This window comes from Pseudomonas sp. MF09150 (assembly GCF_059862355.1).
The window spans coordinates 124817-141718 of record NZ_JCBCUS010000011.1; the positions used below are offsets into that span (position 1 = coordinate 124817).

19 protein-coding genes are annotated in these 16902 nt (G+C 58.0%); 6 read left to right on the top strand and 13 right to left on the bottom strand.

Features of this window, described 5'->3' with window-relative positions:
* Position 1: 1 nt before the first annotated feature.
* Complete coding sequence (locus AC19YX_RS30160) at positions 2-1012, bottom strand: FecR family protein (protein WP_500607708.1); 1011 nt, start codon at positions 1010-1012, stop codon at positions 2-4.
* Between the two features lie 434 nt (positions 1013-1446).
* Positions 1447-1728 (bottom strand): hypothetical protein, encoded by a 282-nt coding sequence (locus tag AC19YX_RS30165; RefSeq protein ID WP_421548149.1) that lies wholly within the window; start codon positions 1726-1728, stop codon positions 1447-1449.
* 228 nt (positions 1729-1956) lie between these two features.
* On the opposite strand from AC19YX_RS30165, the gene AC19YX_RS30170 reads away from it, so the two are divergent.
* Positions 1957-2685, top strand: a complete 729-nt coding sequence (locus AC19YX_RS30170; RefSeq protein WP_078470329.1) for a response regulator transcription factor — start codon at positions 1957-1959, stop codon at positions 2683-2685.
* Positions 2686-2712: 27 nt separating this feature from the next.
* Here AC19YX_RS30170 and AC19YX_RS30175 read toward each other — a convergent pair whose 3' ends face one another.
* The 11 genes from AC19YX_RS30175 to dnaA all read right to left on the bottom strand — a co-directional run bounded on the left by AC19YX_RS30175 (position 2713) and on the right by dnaA (position 12076).
* Entirely contained in the window at positions 2713-3033 is a 321-nt protein-coding gene (locus AC19YX_RS30175) for an immunity protein Imm33 domain-containing protein (RefSeq protein WP_178102932.1), read from the bottom strand.
* A gap of 11 nt (positions 3034-3044) precedes the next feature.
* Complete coding sequence (locus tag AC19YX_RS30180) at positions 3045-3386, bottom strand: hypothetical protein (RefSeq protein ID WP_500607709.1); 342 nt, start codon at positions 3384-3386, stop codon at positions 3045-3047.
* 23 nt (positions 3387-3409) lie between these two features.
* Entirely contained in the window at positions 3410-3895 is a 486-nt protein-coding gene (locus tag AC19YX_RS30185) for a DUF4265 domain-containing protein (RefSeq protein ID WP_500607710.1), read from the bottom strand.
* A gap of 56 nt (positions 3896-3951) precedes the next feature.
* On the bottom strand, positions 3952-4335 hold the full coding sequence (locus AC19YX_RS30190) for an Imm10 family immunity protein (RefSeq protein WP_500607711.1): 384 nt from the start codon (positions 4333-4335) through the stop codon (positions 3952-3954).
* On the bottom strand, positions 4332-4844 hold the full coding sequence (locus AC19YX_RS30195) for a DUF4265 domain-containing protein (protein WP_500607712.1): 513 nt from the start codon (positions 4842-4844) through the stop codon (positions 4332-4334). Before AC19YX_RS30195 ends, AC19YX_RS30190 begins: the two co-directional genes overlap by 4 nt.
* Positions 4845-4850: 6 nt before the next feature.
* Complete coding sequence (locus AC19YX_RS30200) at positions 4851-5327, bottom strand: hypothetical protein (RefSeq protein WP_500607713.1); 477 nt, start codon at positions 5325-5327, stop codon at positions 4851-4853.
* Positions 5328-5349: 22 nt separating this feature from the next.
* Positions 5350-5754, bottom strand: a complete 405-nt coding sequence (locus AC19YX_RS30205) for an Imm1 family immunity protein (RefSeq protein ID WP_421548154.1) — start codon at positions 5752-5754, stop codon at positions 5350-5352.
* Between the two features lie 122 nt (positions 5755-5876).
* Positions 5877-8294 (bottom strand): DNA topoisomerase (ATP-hydrolyzing) subunit B, encoded by a 2418-nt coding sequence (gene gyrB / locus AC19YX_RS30210; protein ID WP_020294943.1) that lies wholly within the window; start codon positions 8292-8294, stop codon positions 5877-5879.
* Positions 8295-8298: 4 nt separating this feature from the next.
* Positions 8299-9402, bottom strand: coding sequence for a DNA replication/repair protein RecF (gene recF, locus AC19YX_RS30215; protein WP_020294942.1), 1104 nt, complete (start codon positions 9400-9402; stop codon positions 8299-8301).
* 20 nt (positions 9403-9422) lie between these two features.
* Positions 9423-10526, bottom strand: a complete 1104-nt coding sequence (dnaN, locus tag AC19YX_RS30220; protein WP_020294941.1) for a DNA polymerase III subunit beta — start codon at positions 10524-10526, stop codon at positions 9423-9425.
* Positions 10527-10564: 38 nt separating this feature from the next.
* A complete protein-coding gene (gene dnaA / locus AC19YX_RS30225) occupies positions 10565-12076 on the bottom strand; it encodes a chromosomal replication initiator protein DnaA (protein WP_043228446.1) in 1512 nt (503 codons plus the stop codon).
* 565 nt (positions 12077-12641) lie between these two features.
* On the opposite strand from dnaA, the gene rpmH reads away from it, so the two are divergent.
* The 5 genes from rpmH to mnmE all read left to right on the top strand — a co-directional run bounded on the left by rpmH (position 12642) and on the right by mnmE (position 16588).
* On the top strand, positions 12642-12776 hold the full coding sequence (gene rpmH, locus AC19YX_RS30230) for a 50S ribosomal protein L34 (protein WP_003213577.1): 135 nt from the start codon (positions 12642-12644) through the stop codon (positions 12774-12776).
* 16 nt (positions 12777-12792) lie between these two features.
* A complete protein-coding gene (gene rnpA / locus AC19YX_RS30235; RefSeq protein WP_020294939.1) occupies positions 12793-13194 on the top strand; it encodes a ribonuclease P protein component in 402 nt (133 codons plus the stop codon).
* Entirely contained in the window at positions 13187-13432 is a 246-nt protein-coding gene (gene yidD / locus AC19YX_RS30240) for a membrane protein insertion efficiency factor YidD (RefSeq protein ID WP_010465488.1), read from the top strand. Before rnpA ends, yidD begins: the two co-directional genes overlap by 8 nt.
* 2 nt (positions 13433-13434) lie before the next feature.
* Positions 13435-15138, top strand: coding sequence for a membrane protein insertase YidC (gene yidC, locus AC19YX_RS30245; RefSeq protein ID WP_078470338.1), 1704 nt, complete (start codon positions 13435-13437; stop codon positions 15136-15138).
* Between the two features lie 79 nt (positions 15139-15217).
* The gene (gene mnmE, locus AC19YX_RS30250; RefSeq protein ID WP_500607714.1) at positions 15218-16588 is read left to right on the top strand and encodes a tRNA uridine-5-carboxymethylaminomethyl(34) synthesis GTPase MnmE; all 1371 of its coding nucleotides are present in this window, start codon (positions 15218-15220) and stop codon (positions 16586-16588) included.
* The last annotated feature ends 314 nt before the right edge of the window (positions 16589-16902 follow it).

Sequence of the window (16902 nt, forward strand, 5' to 3'; positions counted from 1 at the left end):
CTTATTGAACATTGCTGGTGCGCGGGTAATAGAAAATGTCATACACACCCGTCTCGCCCTCCAGCCCGTGCTCATCGAAAGCAGAGAGACGCACATGGTAGAAAAAGGCCTTCAGGCCGCTGAAGTTGACCTCGGGGGTGCTGGAAAACTGCTCCTGCTTGATGTTCAGGAATTCCTTGTCGGTCGCCACCTGGGCACGGTAGCGCCTGGCGCCCGGCAAGGGTTTGAAGATCAACTGCCAGACCGGCGCGCTGCCTGTCTGTCCGGCCTGGCCCAGCAGTCGCGGTGCCGGCAGCAGGTCGATCGGGGTCAGGGTGCCTTGTTTCTGAATGCGCAGGCCCTGGCGGGCCATGACCTGCACCTCGCCGGGGAGCGGGCCCACCGGTTGATCCACAGGCTTGTTCCTAACCGGCTTTTTAGCCTGGGGCGGATCATCCTCCCGACTCACCGCCACCTGCCCGTTAAGCACTTCGACCAACGCCTGCTGATCGTCATTGCGCACTCGGAAATGAGTACCACGTACCCCCAGGACACCTACTGGCGTGAGGATCTGGAAGCGATCGTGGTCACTGCTGCGCTTGATCACATAGGATTCGATCTGGCCCTGTTCCAGGCTGACCTGGGGCACCGCGTACTCCTGGTTCAGGCGCAGGGTGATCTTCGAACTGGAGGGCAGCACCACCCGCGAACCGTCTCCCAACGAGAGGCTGACGAAGGCTGAAGGCGAGGTCTTCACCCCCTCCTGCTCATCAATATTCATGCCCTCTTCGAGGAGGGTTTCCCGGCCCTGGGCATCCACCTTCCAGGCTTCACCCGTCAGATGCTCCACCGTTGCCGGCAAGGGCTGGCCGCGGCATTGCAGATTGTCATCGATATAGGGCAAACGCCGAGGCGCGGCGCCGGCGTCCATCAGCGGCAGGAGCAGACACCCGAGCACACCACTCAGAACCAGCAGGCGACGGCCCGGGAAAGGCCAGGATAACGTGGGCTGCAAAGGGGTCGTTTGAGTCATGGAGTGTGCTTGGACCTGTGGCAAACCGACGGGTAAACCCTGTTATCGAACCTGTGCACCATACCTGAGGCCGATCCTGAGCCGATAGCTGCCCTTTCAAGCGCCAGCCAACGCGTGCGGTGCTGGTCAGGGTATGCGGTACAAAGCGCAGGTAAAAGTGCGTGGCGATCCAGGCATGCCGACACAAGGGGAGGGTGACACTTCCGTGTGTCGGCACCGTGGCGACAGATCGCCCGGTGATCATCCTGAGGAGGCACTCCTTTTATTCCCCTTCAACACGGCTTGCGAGCAACCCGTGTCCCGCCAGCCTGGCGGTTGACACTCCCTGTGTCGGAGCACTTCCTGATGCCCCGTGTGCCACTCAGCGAATAGGAATCTACCGCCCCCAAGGCTCGGCTGGCCGATTTGCAAGATTTGTTCAGAATCCTTGGGTTCTAGAACACCCAGCGTTGCTGCTCCTGGTGCAGGGCACTTTGCTCGACGTAATGCAGGGTACTGGGAGCCACCTGGTTCGAATCAGCAAAGCCTGTGACACTGGCACTCGCTTGCGGGCTGCGCTGAACCGGCAGGTGCCCAGGGTGGGCGCTGGCAGGCGACAACACCGTCGACCCCAGGCTGAGATAGACAGCCAGTGCCAAGGCACCGAAACACCCGAGATCCTTACCCTGCACCGCCCTCACCAGCAGCCCACGGCCTGTACGAAACATCTTCCCCATGATCCTTTTCCTTGCGGGTTGCAGTCGGTATGGTTCTGCCGCACGGCAGGCCGTGACAGTGCTCCTGTCGCCTACCGGCTATTTGACATCAGCGTACCGAGCCCGCAATCGCGTCAGAGCAAATCGCCACAATTGTTCAGATTCACCTTGGCGGCCTAAACTCACCTCCACTCAGACGCCGTAAAAAACGGCCACAGTGCTCCCCCTGCAATCAAGGAACTGCCCCGCATGCGTGTCGCAATACTGGATGACGAGCCCGCCGAACTGGCCCGGGTGGAACAGACACTGCGACAGATCCCCGGGCCGGGGGACCAGCCCTGGACCCTGCACAGCTTCGAACGTGGTGAGGACCTGCTGCGCCAGCTGCGTCGAGAGACCTTTGACCTGCTGGTGCTCGACTGGCAACTGCCCGACCTCAGCGGCCTGTCATTGCTGCGCTGGACCCGCGAACACATGGAAGCGCCGCCGGCCGCGATCATGCTCACCAGCCGGGATGCCGAAAGCGATATCGTCCAGGCGCTGAATGCCGGGGCCGACGATTACGTCAGCAAACCCTTCCGTCCCAACGAACTCAAGGCTCGGGTCATGGCGGTACTGCGCCGCCACGGTTTGCAGCGCAGCACCGCCACCGAAGTGCTGAGCTTCAATGACCTGACCTTCGATGATGCGGAGCTGACCGTGACCCGGGCAGGTCAACCCATCAGCCTTACCGACCGCGAATACCGCCTGGCGCGCTGCCTGTTCGACAACCTGGGGCGACCGCTGTCACGGGAATACCTGTACCAGCGGTTCTGGACCCACGAAGAGATCGTGTCCTCACGGCCGCTGGACACCCACATCTACCGCCTGCGCAACAAGTTGGGGCTGACCACCGACCGTGGCTGGCAGTTGCTGACCATCTACGGTTACGGCTACCGGCTGGAAAGTGTCGCGTCGCCTGGCGAGCAGGGCAACTGACCGCTTACCGTTAATAGCGACTTGATATCAGTGCGGGTCCTGCCAGACATCTTCATAGCCGGCGCGGTCGATGATGAAACGCGTCCCGCTCGGCAGGTACAGGTAATCGATCACCTCCGGCAGCAGCTCGACCAGGTGCTCGGCGCATAGGGGCTGGTAGAAATCCACGGCGGTGGAATGTTCGCCGCAGTGGATAAACCAACTGACCGTGCCGTTCTCGGGCAACTCGACCCGGGTGCCATAGATGGGCGACTGCGCAAGGGAGCCGGTGGCCAGTGCAATCATCGGCTCCGGCGCCTGGGGAGCGAGGTCGTAGCGTTCACAGATAAGCTGCTGTCGTTCGTTCATTGGCCCAGCCATCAAGGGAAAATAGGGAGAGTCCTGCCCAGGGCAAAGACCTGTTCGAGTGCCACCTCGTCATCGCTGTCACCGTCTTCGAAACACCTGAAACGACGCCCCCGCAGTGCCGGCTCCAGGCACTCGTGCAACGCCGCGGTCCGAAACAGCAACTCCATCCACAGCGTCTGCTCGCTCTCGAAGGTCAGGCGCAGATCATAGTCGGCGCGGCTGCCCAGGCCAGGGTCCTTGAACTCGATCACCTGCTCGGCCGCCCGCACACAATTCGCACTGCCGCGCAGCTGATCCATGACCTGCCGCACGTCCAGCGGCTCATCAAACACCAGACGATATTCATAGCTCATGCTCGTCTTAACTCCGTTCGCGGTCAGCTATCCAGCCACCAATTGAGCAAGGTCTCGTCATTGGTGTCATCGAGGTTTTTATAGATGTTGGCGTAGTACCACTCGATGCCCGTGGTCTCGCGGAAACGGTTGAAGAACAGGGCGATGTTGTCCATGCCGTTTCGCGCCGGCACCGACAATGTCAGATTGCCCTTATAGCGCCCGTCGAGCATGCCGCCCAACTCGGTCGCCACATCCGCCCCCAGGGCGATGATGTGTTCTTCCGGGATGTGATTCGAATAAATATGGATGCAGAAGTTACCGCCACGCTTGAGCACCACGGCGGGGACCTGCGGGTCCTTGATCGAAATAATATCGCCCTTGGCCAGGTTCAGCGTCAGCCCCGGTGAGTAGAGAATCTCGTAACTGTCCGCATCGATCCGCCGTACATGCAGCGGCTCATAGACCGGGCCATGGTCATTCTGCCCCGCGACGACCCGGATCGATATTTCCTGGTTTTCATCATCCATAACAAACTTCCGAGCGATTACTGTTTTTACAAAGGGTGAAAAGAGCCGAGCCGGGCTCAGCCCCGGATAGGGGTCAACTGCTCGACAAACACCTCTCGAAGCGCCTGTTCGATGGCCGGATCGTCTTGCAGCTCAGGTGCCAGCAACAGCACCAGCTGATCCAGGCCCATACACCAGGTGACGGAGCTGGCCATGCTGAAAATGATGCGGTCCTGTTCGATACGCACCTGTGCAACCCCGCCATAGCCGGAGAGGGCAGGGCTGGAGATTTCGAGGTGGTAGGTGTCCTGGCCCAGGGCGGCGTCCTGTTCGTCGCACTCGGTGCTGCGTTGCAACAATAGGTAGTGCTCGGGCTCATCGGCGGCATCGGCAAAAGCCACAAGCCATACATAGTCTTCCAGGGTTGCGCTGAAAAAACTGGCAGGCCATTCAACAGTCATGCTTGAACCTCAAGTGAAGCCAGTGAAGAGCACTCGCTCATGCGCGCAGGCTCAATGGCCCCGTGCTGTAAACAGGCATCTTCATAGGCGATATGTTGGTCGTCGGTGATGGAGGACAGGTAGTGGTCGATTACGGAAAAACCGACCTCGGGCGCGATATCCACAGTGAACAGCGACAGGCCCCGGGTAACCGTACACCTGGCGCCGAGGCTGCGCAGGTGCTGCACAATGCTCGAGCGCTCTGACTCGCGCTCGGCAAAAACCCGCAGCGTCGAGTGCCCGGATTGCCGCACCACGCGGATAGCGATCAGCTCATGGGCATCGGCGCGAGTCAGTACCCAGTCCCCCTTGCTCACGCCGTAGAGGTAATAGGGCGTGTTGTCCAACTCGTAGACACCTGCGCCCCGTTGGATGCCCCACAGCGACTCGTACTCCACCGGTGGGTAACCGTCGGCGTCGAGGGTGAGTTTGAAAATGATCTTGTGAAACTGTGCTGTCGAGTTATCCATTCCATCTCAAAGAGGCGCCGCCATGGGCCTCACGAACTGTCCGTAAAAGAAGTTTTCCTCGAAGGAAAATATGACCTCTGCACTGCCCGGCATCACCAGGGCCGTATTCTCATCGGACGGATAGAAAAAGTCGTCCCAACATTTTATAAAAATATCCCTGGGCACCTGCGCCGCGCAGCGTCTGCCCCAGAACAGCCAGAGCAGATCCGCCTCCGGGCTTAGCCGCCGCTCGAAGAACAATGACGACTCTGCGCGCCGGGCAAAATCCAGTGTGGTTTTTTCATGGCATTGAAACAGGCTGGGCAGCTCAGTGATAAGGCTGGGCACTGGAATGAATCGGTCCCATAGCGCCTGTGACGCTGCCTGATCAAACAGCACGACTCGCTGTTTATCGTCCGCACTCAGAGCACAATCCGCGGCATTGAAACGCCAGGCGATGGGGTAGCGTGCTTCATCGAATAGGTGGCTGCTTGTACCTGCCAAGGTCAACGTCCTTATTGTCCAGTTAGCCTTCCACTTCCCAAGCCAGATCGGGATCGGCCGAGCCATAGTCCGAGAAATAAGCCAGGGCCTGCCTCGCCCGCTCTTTAGCCACACACTGATGCCGAGGGTAACTGCCGGACTGGCCGCCCGCGACCAGTTCAATCTGCTGATCGTCAGGACTGTCTGCGCTGAGCAGGGTCTGCAACGATTGGTCGATGTCCTGGGCGATAAAAACCACATACTGCTCGGCCGCACCGCCCCCGATATGCATCAGGGTCTCGTCGCTGAAGAAAAAAACCGTCGAGCTGAAAGCCTTTCCGTCCAGGCGGTTGAACGCGGACAGCACCTGCGCCGAGTCGGGGTTTAACCACTCATGGGGGTGGCAACGATTACCGGCATATTCATCTTCAATGATTTTCTTGAGCATTCGCCATGGCTGCCTTGGCCGGATAAAAACATAAATCGTTATAGATGACGGATTGAACAATCTGCCAATAAAAAAGGCCAACGCTAAGCGTCGGCCTTTTTATTTTCAGCTGTGTCCCGGGATCAGAAGTCCAGGTTGGACACGGCCAGGGCATTGCTTTCGATGAAGTCACGGCGAGGTTCGACCGCATCACCCATCAGGGTGTTGAAGATCTGGTCTGCGCCAATGGCGTCTTCGATGGTCACTTTGAGCATCCGGCGCTGGCTTGGGTCCATGGTGGTTTCCCACAGCTGATCCGGGTTCATTTCACCCAGACCTTTGTAGCGCTGGATGGTGTGACGCTTGGTGCTTTCAGCCATCAGCCACTCAAGGGCTTCCTTGAACTCGGTGATGGCTTTCTTGCGCTCGCCGCGCTGGATGTACGCGCCTTCGTCCAACAGGGTGCTCAACTGCGCGCCCAGGGTGACGACCGTCTTGTAATCATTACTGCCGAAGAAGTCGCGGTTGAACGTGATGTAGTTCGACAGACCGTGGGAGATCAGTTCGACCTCTGGCAGCCAGACGTTACGTTCACGGTCTTCACGCAGGCTGGCCTTGTAGACCAGGCCGGACTTCTCGACGGTGCGCAGGCGCACTTCGTACTGGGCCAGCCAATCCTGCATCGCGGCATGATCGCCCAGCTGTTCCAGGCTGACGGCAGGCAGGTAGATGAAGTGCTCGGTCAGTTCCTGAGGGTACAGGCGCGACAGACGCTTGAGGGTCTTCATCACCATGCGGAAGTCGTTTACCAGGCGCTCCAGCGCCTCGCCGGAGATGCCCGGGGCTTCTTCGTTCAGGTGCAGGCTGGCGTCTTCAAGGGCCGACTGCGTCATGTACTCTTCCATGGCGTCGTCGTCTTTGATGTATTGCTCTTGCTTGCCTTTCTTCACCTTGTACAGCGGCGGCTGAGCGATGTAGATGTAGCCGCGCTCGATCAGCTCCGGCAACTGACGGAAGAAGAAGGTCAGCAGCAGGGTACGGATGTGCGAACCGTCGACGTCAGCATCGGTCATGATGATGATGTTGTGGTAACGCAGCTTCTCGATGTTGTACTCGTCGCGACCGATACCACAGCCCAGGGCGGTGATCAGGGTGCCAACCTCTTGCGAGGAAATCATCTTGTCGAAGCGAGCTTTCTCGACGTTGAGGATCTTGCCCTTCAACGGCAGGATGGCCTGGGTACGACGGTTGCGACCCTGCTTGGCGGAACCGCCAGCAGAGTCACCTTCCACGAGGTAAAGCTCGGAGAGGGCAGGGTCTTTTTCCTGGCAGTCCGCCAGTTTGCCCGGCAGGCCGGCGATATCCAGCGCGCCTTTACGGCGGGTCATTTCACGAGCCTTGCGCGCCGCTTCACGGGCACGGGCAGCGTCGATCATCTTGCCGACCACCAGCTTGGCTTCGTTCGGGTTTTCCAGCAGGAAGTCGGAGAAGTACTTGCCCATTTCCTGTTCGACCGCGGTCTTCACTTCGGAAGACACCAGCTTGTCTTTGGTCTGGGAGCTGAACTTCGGATCCGGCACCTTGACCGAGATAATTGCGGTCAGGCCTTCACGGGCATCGTCACCGGTGGTGGCGACTTTATGCTTCTTCGCCAGGCCTTCCTGTTCGATGTAGTTATTCAGGTTACGGGTCAGGGCCGAACGGAAGCCCACCAAGTGGGTACCGCCGTCACGCTGTGGAATGTTGTTGGTGAAGCACAACAGGTTCTCGTTGAAGCTGTCGTTCCACTGCAGGGCGATTTCCACGCCGATGCCGTCTTCACGCTGCATGCTGAAGTGGAACACCTGGTTGACCGCAGTCTTGTTGGTGTTCAGGTATTCAACGAATGCACGCAGGCCGCCTTCGTACTTGAACAGCTCTTCCTTGCCGCTGCGCTCATCCTTGAGGACGATGCCGACACCGGAGTTGAGGAAGGACAATTCACGAATCCGCTTGGCCAGGATGTCCCAGCTGAAGTGGATGTTCTTGAAGGTTTCAGCCGAAGGCTTGAAGTGAATCTGGGTACCGGTGGTTTCGCTTTCGCCAACGATCTTCATCGGCTCTTGCGGAACGCCGTGGACGTAAGTCTGTTCCCAGATCTTGCCGCTACGGCGCACAGTCAGGATCAGCTCAGCAGACAAGGCGTTCACTACCGACACACCCACACCGTGCAAGCCGCCGGATACTTTGTAGGAGTTGTCGTCGAACTTACCGCCGGCGTGCAGCACAGTCATGATGACTTCGGCTGCGGAAACGCCTTCTTCTTTATGCACATCAACCGGAATGCCGCGACCGTTGTCGCGCACAGTGATGGATTCGTCCGGGTGGATGATGATGCTGATGTCGTCGCAGTGGCCAGCCAGTGCTTCGTCGATCGAGTTGTCGACCACCTCGAACACCATGTGGTGCAGACCGCTGCCATCGTCGGTGTCACCAATGTACATACCGGGACGTTTGCGTACGGCATCCAAACCTTTCAGCACTTTAATGCTGGTCGAGTCGTACGTATTTTCTTCGCTCATGCCTTCACTCCCGATGGTCGTGGGTCTGGGTGATACGGCCCTGTTCCACGTGGAACAGAGCGACTGGCGTTTCCGTCTGCCAGCCTTCCCTCAATAATTCGTGGTCTACACAGGTGATAAACACCTGGCAGCGTAAGTCTTCCAACAAGCGACAAAGTGCGCGGCGATGCTGCTCGTCCAACTCGGACGGCAAGTCATCCACCAGATAAATACACTGCCCGCGCCGGGCCTGGCTGACCAAGTGCCCTTGGGCAATGCGCAAGGCACAGACCACCAGCTTCTGCTGGCCGCGGGACAAGATATCCGCGGCGTTATGTGCACCCAACTTGAGGCGCAAATCAGCACGCTGGGGACCGGCCTGGGTATGACCCATCTGCTGATCACGGTGCAGGGACGTCGCGAGCACATCACTGAGCTCCCGGTCTTTATCCCAACCACGGTAATAGCTAAGCGTCAGGCCCTCGAGCTCCAACAGTTCGCCCAAGGTCCGCTCAAAGACTGGTTTCAAGGCTTTGATATAAGCGCGGCGGTATTCATCAATTTCAGCGCTGGCCTGACACAGTTCCCGGTCCCAGGCTGCTTGCGAAGCGGCGTCAAGTGTACCATGCCGCAGCCATGAGTTCCGCTGCCTCAGGGCCTTCTGCAAGCGCTGCCAGGTCGACATGAAGCGGGGTTCCACGTGGAACACACCCCAGTCGAGAAACTGTCGACGAATTTTCGGAGCCCCTTCCAGCAGGCGAAAGCTGTCGGGGTTGATCAGTTGCAGCGGTAGGATTTCCGCCAACTGAGCTGCACTGCGAGCGTTCTGCCCGTCGATGCGAATCTGAAACTCTCCCTGTCGATCCCGGGAAATCCCCAAGCTGCTATGCCCGCCTTCCGCCAGCTCGACCTGACCAAACACGGTGCACGCCAACTGCTCGTACTGGATTACCGGCAACAGACGAGCACTGCGAAACGAGCGAGCAAGCCCCAGCAAGTGGATGGCTTCGAGCACGCTGGTTTTGCCACTGCCATTGGCGCCGTAGAGAAGGTTGATGCGGGGGGAGGGGGAGAAGGTCACCGGGTGCAGATTGCGCACCGCGGTGACCGAGACGCGACTGAGGGACATCTAGCTTCTGCTGAGCATGGTTACAGGCGCATCGGCATGACAACATAAGCCGAGTCGTCGTTGTCGGATTCCTGGACCAGGGCGCTGCTGTTGGAATCGGAGAGGATCAGGCGCACCTGTTCGGTGGTCATCACCCCCAGCACATCGAGCAGATAGCTGACGTTAAAGCCGATTTCCAGGGAGCCGCCGTTGTATTCCACGCCGACTTCTTCTTCCGCCTCTTCCTGTTCCGGGTTGTTGGCCTGGATCTTCAGTTGACCATTGGCCAATTGCAGACGGATACCTCGGTACTTCTCGTTGGAGAGAATCGCAGTACGGCTGAAGGCTTCACGCAGCGCCTGACGGTCGCCCAGTACCAGCTTGTCGCCACCTTTAGGCAGCACACGCTCGTAATCCGGGAACTTGCCGTCGACCAGCTTCGAGGTAAAGGTGAACTCGCCGGTGGTGGCGCGGATGTGGTGCTGCCCCAGGACAATGCTGACGTTGCCATCCGGCTCGGTGAGCAGGCGTGCCAGCTCGAGGATACCTTTGCGCGGCACGATCACCTGGTGGCGATCCGGCTGGCCGATATCGGCTTGCATCGAGCACATGGCCAGACGGTGACCATCAGTGGCCACGGCACGAATGATCCCGGCCGATACTTCCAGCAGCATACCGTTGAGGTAGTAGCGCACGTCCTGCTGGGCCATGGCGAAGCTGGTGCGTTCGATCAGACGACGCAACTTGCTCTGCTCCAGGCTGCAGGTCAGCGAGCCCGGGCCTTCCTCGACAGTCGGGAAGTCATTGGCTGGCAGAGTCGACAGGGTGAAACGGCTACGGCCGGCCTTGACTACCAGCTTCTGCTCATCGAGCTTGATATCGATCAAGGCGTCGTTGGGCAGGCTTTTGCAGATGTCCATCAGCTTGCGCGCCGGCACGGTGATTTCGCCAGGCTCGGCTGGCTCTTCAAGTTGCACGCGACCGACCAGCTCGACTTCCAGGTCGGTACCGGTCAGCGACAGCTGCTGGCCTTCGACAACCAACAGCACGTTGGAGAGCACCGGCAAGGTCTGGCGGCGTTCGACGACGCCTGCGACCAGTTGCAGGGGTTTCAACAGGGCTTCGCGTTGAATGGTGAAATGCATGGTCTAGTCCCTTGCCTTAATAAGCTGCGCTGGTGTCATCAAGTGGTCAGTGTACGCAGCAGGTTCTTGTAGTCCTCGCGGATGTCCGCGTCGGATTCCTTAAGTTCATTGATCTTGCGGCATGCGTGCAAGACCGTGGTGTGATCGCGGCCGCCGAACACATCGCCGATTTCCGGCAGGCTGTGGTTGGTCAGCTCTTTGGACAAGGCCATGGCCACCTGGCGTGGACGCGCAACGGAGCGCGAGCGACGCTTGGACAGCAGGTCGGAAATCTTGATCTTGTAGTACTCGGCGACAGTGCGCTGAATGTTATCCACAGAGACCAACTTGTCCTGCAAGGCCAGCAGGTCCTTCAGGGATTCGCGAATCAACTCGATGGTGATGTCGCGCCCCATGAAGTGCGAGTGAGCGATGACACGCTTGAGCGCCCCCTCCAGCTCACGCACGTTGGACCGAATGCGCTGGGCAATGAAAAACGCGGCATCGTGCGGCAGATCGACTTTGGCCTGGTCGGCCTTCTTCATCAGGATCGCGACCCGGGTTTCCAGCTCCGGCGGCTCCACGGCCACCGTCAGGCCCCAGCCAAAACGCGATTTCAGACGCTCTTCGAGGCCCTCGATCTCTTTCGGGTAGCGGTCACTGGTGAGGATCACCTGTTGCCCACCTTCGAGCAGGGCGTTGAAGGTGTGGAAAAACTCTTCCTGGGAACGCTCCTTGCGGGCGAAGAATTGAATGTCATCGATCAGCAACGCATCCACCGAGCGGTAGAAGCGCTTGAACTCGTTGATGGCGTTCAGTTGCAGGGCCTTGACCATGTCGGCCACGAAGCGCTCGGAATGCAGGTACACGACCTTGGCATTCGGATTCTTCTTTAATAGGTGGTTACCCACAGCGTGCATCAAGTGAGTCTTACCCAGACCTACACCGCCATACAGGAACAGCGGGTTGTAGCCATGCTTGGGGTTGTCCGCGACCTGCCAGGCAGCGGCACGCGCCAGCTGGTTGGATTTACCTTCGACAAAGTTTTCAAAGGTGAAGGTGCGGTTCAGGTAGCTGGTGTGCTTGAGCGCACCTTCGACCTGGACAGTCCGTTGTTCGGCGCGCACCGGTGCCTGCTGCGAGCTGGCGCCGGCCATCGGGTCGAAGCTGTCACGGGAAGGCTCTTCACTGACATGGGCGACTTTCTTCGCAGAAGCCTTGGTCGGTGGCGGGGCACTTACTGGCGCACTGGAAGGTTCAGCCGCCTGGGCTTTGGAAGCGGCAGCCGCCAAAGGCGCGTTAGGCGCAGCCCGGGGTGCCGAACTGCGTTTGCTGCCTATTAATAAGGAGAGCGCAGGTGTTGAACCATTGCCGTGCTCATCGAGCAGCTCGAGCACACGACCCAGGTACTTTTCATTGACCCAATCGAGAACAAAACGATTCGGTGCGTAGACACGCAACTCGTCGCCTTCGGCTTCGACCTGTAGCGGACGGATCCAAGTGTTGAATTGCTGGGCAGGCAGCTCATCACGCAGAAGCTCCACGCACTGCTGCCAAAGTTCCACTGACACGGATATCCCCTAAGTTGAAAGCCGGTGAGGCAAAAACAGCCGCCATTGTAGCGGCCGCACGCAGACTTATCCACACGTAGGTTGCTCACAGACCACTAAGAATCAATGTCTTAACCGGAAAAAACACGACCAATGGTATGTGCATAAGCTCTGTGGATAACCCCACTTAAGGTCGTTGTACAAGTGGGGGCTAAACTCGGTGGATAACCTGGCTGTGGATAACTACCTATTCCACACACAGCTTATCCGATAGCGCAGCACAGGCAGAGCACCGCTTCTCGACAGTGTTGTCATTCCCTGTACAGTACGTCGTTCAAGGGCTTAAGGTACTTATCCACAGAAGAGTGGCTGCCTAACTTTTATAAGCTTTACAGAAAAGCTTTAAATAATTCCCTTCTTTATTTCTATATCTAGGTAACCGGTGTCTCGAACCAACAGCCGCCCATATCTGTTTACAAGGAAAAGCTGGTTGGAAATTGACCTAGAGGCTTGCATTCTCTAGAATCGCCGGTCTCTTAAAACGGGGGCCATTCCGGCCCGTTGTGGACGAACCAGGTAACACGACATGAAACGTACTTTCCAACCAAGCACTATCAAACGCGCTCGTACTCACGGTTTCCGTGCTCGCATGGCTACCAAGAACGGCCGTGCCGTCCTGTCGCGTCGTCGCGCCAAAGGTCGTGCGCGTCTGGCAGTTTGATAATCCGGCACTGGAGGTGAGTCAGGACTTCAGTCGGGAAAAGCGTCTGCTTACTCCCCGGCATTTCAAGGCAGTCTTTGACTCCCCTACCGGCAAGGTTCCGGGGAAAAATCTCCTGCTCCTTGCGCGCAACAACGACCTTGATCACCCCCGTCTGGGGCTGGTTATCGGAAAGAAGAGCGTAAAGCTCTCCGTTGAGCGCAACCGCCTGAAACGTTTGATGCGCGAATCGTTTCGCCTGCACCAGGATTCTCTGGTCGGCTGGGACATCGTTATCGTCGCGCGCAAAGGTTTGGGCGATGTAGAAAGCCCCGAATTGATTCAGCATTTCGATAAGCTCTGGAAACGTCTGGCTCGTAACAAGCCGGTACCAGCAGTCAAAACCGAAACTGCAGGGGTAGACAGTCCTGATGCGTAAACTGGCGCTCGTTCCGATCCAGTTTTATCGCTATGCCATTAGTCCTCTGATGGCCAGTCACTGTCGTTTCTACCCCAGTTGTTCCTGCTACGCGTATGAAGCCATCGAAAATCATGGCCTTCTACGCGGTGGCTGGCTGACCTTTCGTCGTTTAGGTCGCTGTCATCCGTGGAATCCCGGTGGTTATGACCCGGTTCCACCTATCCCTACCTCCCGTTCTTCTTCGATGGCCGAGTAATCATGGATATTAAACGCACGATCCTGATCGTCGCCCTGGCAATCGTGGCTTATGTCATGGTCCTTAAATGGAACCAGGATTATGGCCAGGCTGCCCTGCCGACTCAGAATGTTGCTGCCAACACTACCCCTGCGGGTCTTCCCGACACGGTAAATGGCAACAACACTTCCGCCAGTGACGACATTCCACGCGCTGCGAGCGATACCAGTGCCCCCGCTGAAGTTCCAGTGGCGGTCAGCAAAGACCTCATCCAAATCAAGACGGATGTATTGGATCTGGCTATCGATCCACAAGGCGGTGATGTTGCCCAGCTGAAGCTGCCGCTGTATCCACGCCGTCAAGATCACCCGGAAATTCCGTTCCAACTGTTCGATAACGGTGGCGAACGTGTTTACCAGGCTCAAAGTGGTCTGATTGGCACCAACGGCCCTGACGCCAGCTCGACAGGCCGCCCGGTGTTCTCCTCGGAGAAGAAAAGTTATCAACTGGCTGACGGTCAGGATCAACTGGTCGTTGACCTGAAGTTCAGCAAGGACGGCGTCAACTACATCAAGCGTTTCACCTTGAAACGCGGCCTGTATGACGTGGTTGTCACCTACATCATCGACAACCAGAGCGCCCAACCGTGGACAGGTGCAATGTTCGCGCAGTTGAAGCGTGACTCCAGCGCCGATCCATCGTCGAGCACCGCCACCGGCACCGCGACTTACCTTGGCGCTGCCCTGTGGACAAGTTCCGAGCCGTACAAAAAAGTGTCCATGAAGGACATGGACAAAGTGAACGAAGACAAAACCAAGGCGCCGATCACGGAAACCGTGAAAGGTGGTTGGGTTGCATGGCTTCAGCACTACTTTGTAACGGCGTGGATTCCGCCAAAAGACGAAAATAACGTCGTTCTGGCCCGTAAAGACAGCAAAGGCAACTACATCATTGGCTTCACTGGCCCGGCGTTGACCGTCGCTCCAGGTGCCAAGGCTGAAACCAGCGCCACCCTTTACGCCGGTCCGAAAAGCCAGGCCGTACTCAAAGAGTTGTCCCCAGGTCTGGAACTGACTGTGGATTACGGCTTCCTGTGGTTCATTGCTCAACCGATCTTCTGGTTGCTGCAACATATCCACAGCCTGGTGGGTAACTGGGGTTGGTCGATCATTTTCCTGACCATGCTGATCAAGGGGATCTTCTTCCCACTGTCGGCTGCCAGCTACAAATCCATGGCGCGCATGCGTGCTGTAGCCCCGAAACTGGCTGCGCTGAAAGAACAACATGGCGATGACCGGCAGAAAATGTCGCAAGCCATGATGGAGCTGTACAAGAAAGAGAAGATCAACCCGCTGGGTGGATGCTTGCCGATTCTGGTGCAAATGCCGGTATTCCTTTCGCTGTACTGGGTACTCCTGGAAAGCGTGGAAATGCGCCAGGCTCCGTTCATGCTGTGGATAACCGACCTGTCGATCAAAGACCCGTTCTTTATCCTGCCGATCATCATGGGCGCGACCATGTTCATCCAGCAGCGTCTGAACCCGACACCTCCGGATCCGATGCAGGCGAAGGTCATGAAAATGATGCCAATCATCTTCACCTTCTTCTTCCTGTGGTTCCCGGCTGGTCTGGTTCTGTACTGGGTGGTCAACAACGTGTTGTCGATCTCTCAACAGTGGTACATCACTCGTAAGATCGAAGCGGCTACCAAAAAAGCCGAGGCGTAACTTACTCTGTGGATAACCACTCAAAACGCCCCCTAGTGGGGCGTTTTGCTATCTGCCACTTTTGTCTGGATCTCGGGTTATGAATATCCCTCGTGAAACCATCGCTGCCGTCGCCACCGCTCAAGGTCGCGGTGGCGTGGGCATCGTGCGAATTTCCGGACCGCTGGCCAGCGTCGCCGCCAACGCCATCAGCGGTCGCGAACTGAAACCACGCTTTGCCCACTACGGACCCTTTTTCGGTGACCTCGACGAAGTACTGGATGAAGGGATCGCCCTGTATTTCCCTGGCCCGAACTCGTTCACCGGCGAAGATGTCCTGGAACTTCAGGGGCACGGCGGCCCGATCGTGCTCGACATGCTGTTGCAGCGTTGCCTGCAGCTGGGCTGTCGCCTGGCCCGGCCGGGGGAGTTCAGCGAACGGGCCTTCCTCAATGACAAGCTCGACCTGGCCCAGGCCGAAGCGATCGCCGACCTGATCGAAGCCAGCTCAACCCAGGCCGCGCGCAATGCCTTGCGCTCGTTGCAGGGGGCGTTTTCCCAACGTGTGCATAACTTGACTGAGCAGTTGATCGGCTTGCGTATCTACGTCGAGGCCGCGATTGATTTTCCTGAAGAGGAAATCGACTTCCTCGCCGATGGCCACGTGCTAAGCATGCTGGATAAGGTGCGCGACGAGTTGGCCAGCGTGTTGCGCGAAGCCGGGCAAGGCGCGTTGCTGCGTGACGGCATGACCGTGGTTATCGCCGGCCGGCCGAATGCCGGTAAATCCAGCCTGCTCAATGCATTGGCCGGACGGGAAGCCGCCATCGTTACCGAGATCGCCGGCACCACCCGGGACATCCTGCGCGAACATATCCACATCGATGGCATGCCACTGCATGTGGTGGACACCGCAGGCTTGCGCGATACCGATGACCAGGTGGAGAAAATCGGTGTGCAGCGTGCGCTCAAGGCCATTGGCGAGGCGGATCGGGTCCTGCTGGTGGTGGACGCCACGGCGCCCGAGGCTGCGGATCCCTTCGCCCTATGGCCGGAGTTCCTCGAGCAGCGCCCGGATCCGTCAAAGGTCACGCTGATCCGCAACAAGGCAGATCTTACCGGGGAAGCGATTGCCCTCGAGGTCAGCGATGATGGCCACGTCACCATCAGCCTCAGTGCCAAGTCTGCCGGCATGGGCCTGGAACTGCTGCGCGAGCACCTGAAGGCCTGCATGGGCTTTGAGCAGACCTCGGAAAGCAGCTTCAGCGCACGCAGGCGTCACCTGGAAGCCCTGCGCCATGCCAGTGCCGCCCTTGAGCACGGACGAGCTCAACTGACCCTGGCCGGTGCTGGCGAGCTCCTGGCCGAAGATTTACGCCAGGCTCAGCAAATGTTGGGAGAAATTACCGGGGCGTTCAGCTCGGATGACCTGTTAGGGCGAATTTTCTCCAGTTTCTGCATCGGTAAATAGCTCCTGCGTTGCACCCAGACAGGCCGTTCGCGCCTGTCTGCTTCCCTTCTTTTAAAAAAACCACGTTCTTGCCAGATGAAATCTTTCGTCCTGGCGGCTTTCTCGTGCCCGGCATTTGCCTGAAAGACCATTTTCTGTGGATTAAGCCCTGTGAATAACTACCCCTGTGCTCGGTTGATAACAGGGCCTCAAAACTGAGGAAAAACCCCTCTGTGGATAACCACTGCTTTAATCCACAGGCTTAAACCGGTTATCCAACGGCCTCATGAGCACATGACCACAGACTTTTAAACCTCTGTACATCACGTAAATAA

Coding starts and splice junctions, on each gene's coding strand:
- AC19YX_RS30160 (WP_500607708.1), bottom strand. CDS start 1,012: ATGACTCAAACGACCCCTTTGCAGCCCACGTTATCCTGGCCTTTCCCG.
- AC19YX_RS30165 (WP_421548149.1), bottom strand. CDS start 1,728: ATGGGGAAGATGTTTCGTACAGGCCGTGGGCTGCTGGTGAGGGCGGTG.
- AC19YX_RS30170 (WP_078470329.1), top strand. CDS start 1,957: ATGCGTGTCGCAATACTGGATGACGAGCCCGCCGAACTGGCCCGGGTG.
- AC19YX_RS30175 (WP_178102932.1), bottom strand. CDS start 3,033: ATGAACGAACGACAGCAGCTTATCTGTGAACGCTACGACCTCGCTCCC.
- AC19YX_RS30180 (WP_500607709.1), bottom strand. CDS start 3,386: ATGAGCTATGAATATCGTCTGGTGTTTGATGAGCCGCTGGACGTGCGG.
- AC19YX_RS30185 (WP_500607710.1), bottom strand. CDS start 3,895: ATGGATGATGAAAACCAGGAAATATCGATCCGGGTCGTCGCGGGGCAG.
- AC19YX_RS30190 (WP_500607711.1), bottom strand. CDS start 4,335: ATGACTGTTGAATGGCCTGCCAGTTTTTTCAGCGCAACCCTGGAAGAC.
- AC19YX_RS30195 (WP_500607712.1), bottom strand. CDS start 4,844: ATGGATAACTCGACAGCACAGTTTCACAAGATCATTTTCAAACTCACC.
- AC19YX_RS30205 (WP_421548154.1), bottom strand. CDS start 5,754: ATGCTCAAGAAAATCATTGAAGATGAATATGCCGGTAATCGTTGCCAC.
- gyrB (WP_020294943.1), bottom strand. CDS start 8,294: ATGAGCGAAGAAAATACGTACGACTCGACCAGCATTAAAGTGCTGAAA.
- recF (WP_020294942.1), bottom strand. CDS start 9,402: ATGTCCCTCAGTCGCGTCTCGGTCACCGCGGTGCGCAATCTGCACCCG.
- dnaN (WP_020294941.1), bottom strand. CDS start 10,526: ATGCATTTCACCATTCAACGCGAAGCCCTGTTGAAACCCCTGCAACTG.
- rpmH (WP_003213577.1), top strand. CDS start 12,642: ATGAAACGTACTTTCCAACCAAGCACTATCAAACGCGCTCGTACTCAC.
- yidD (WP_010465488.1), top strand. CDS start 13,187: ATGCGTAAACTGGCGCTCGTTCCGATCCAGTTTTATCGCTATGCCATT.
- yidC (WP_078470338.1), top strand. CDS start 13,435: ATGGATATTAAACGCACGATCCTGATCGTCGCCCTGGCAATCGTGGCT.
- mnmE (WP_500607714.1), top strand. CDS start 15,218: ATGAATATCCCTCGTGAAACCATCGCTGCCGTCGCCACCGCTCAAGGT.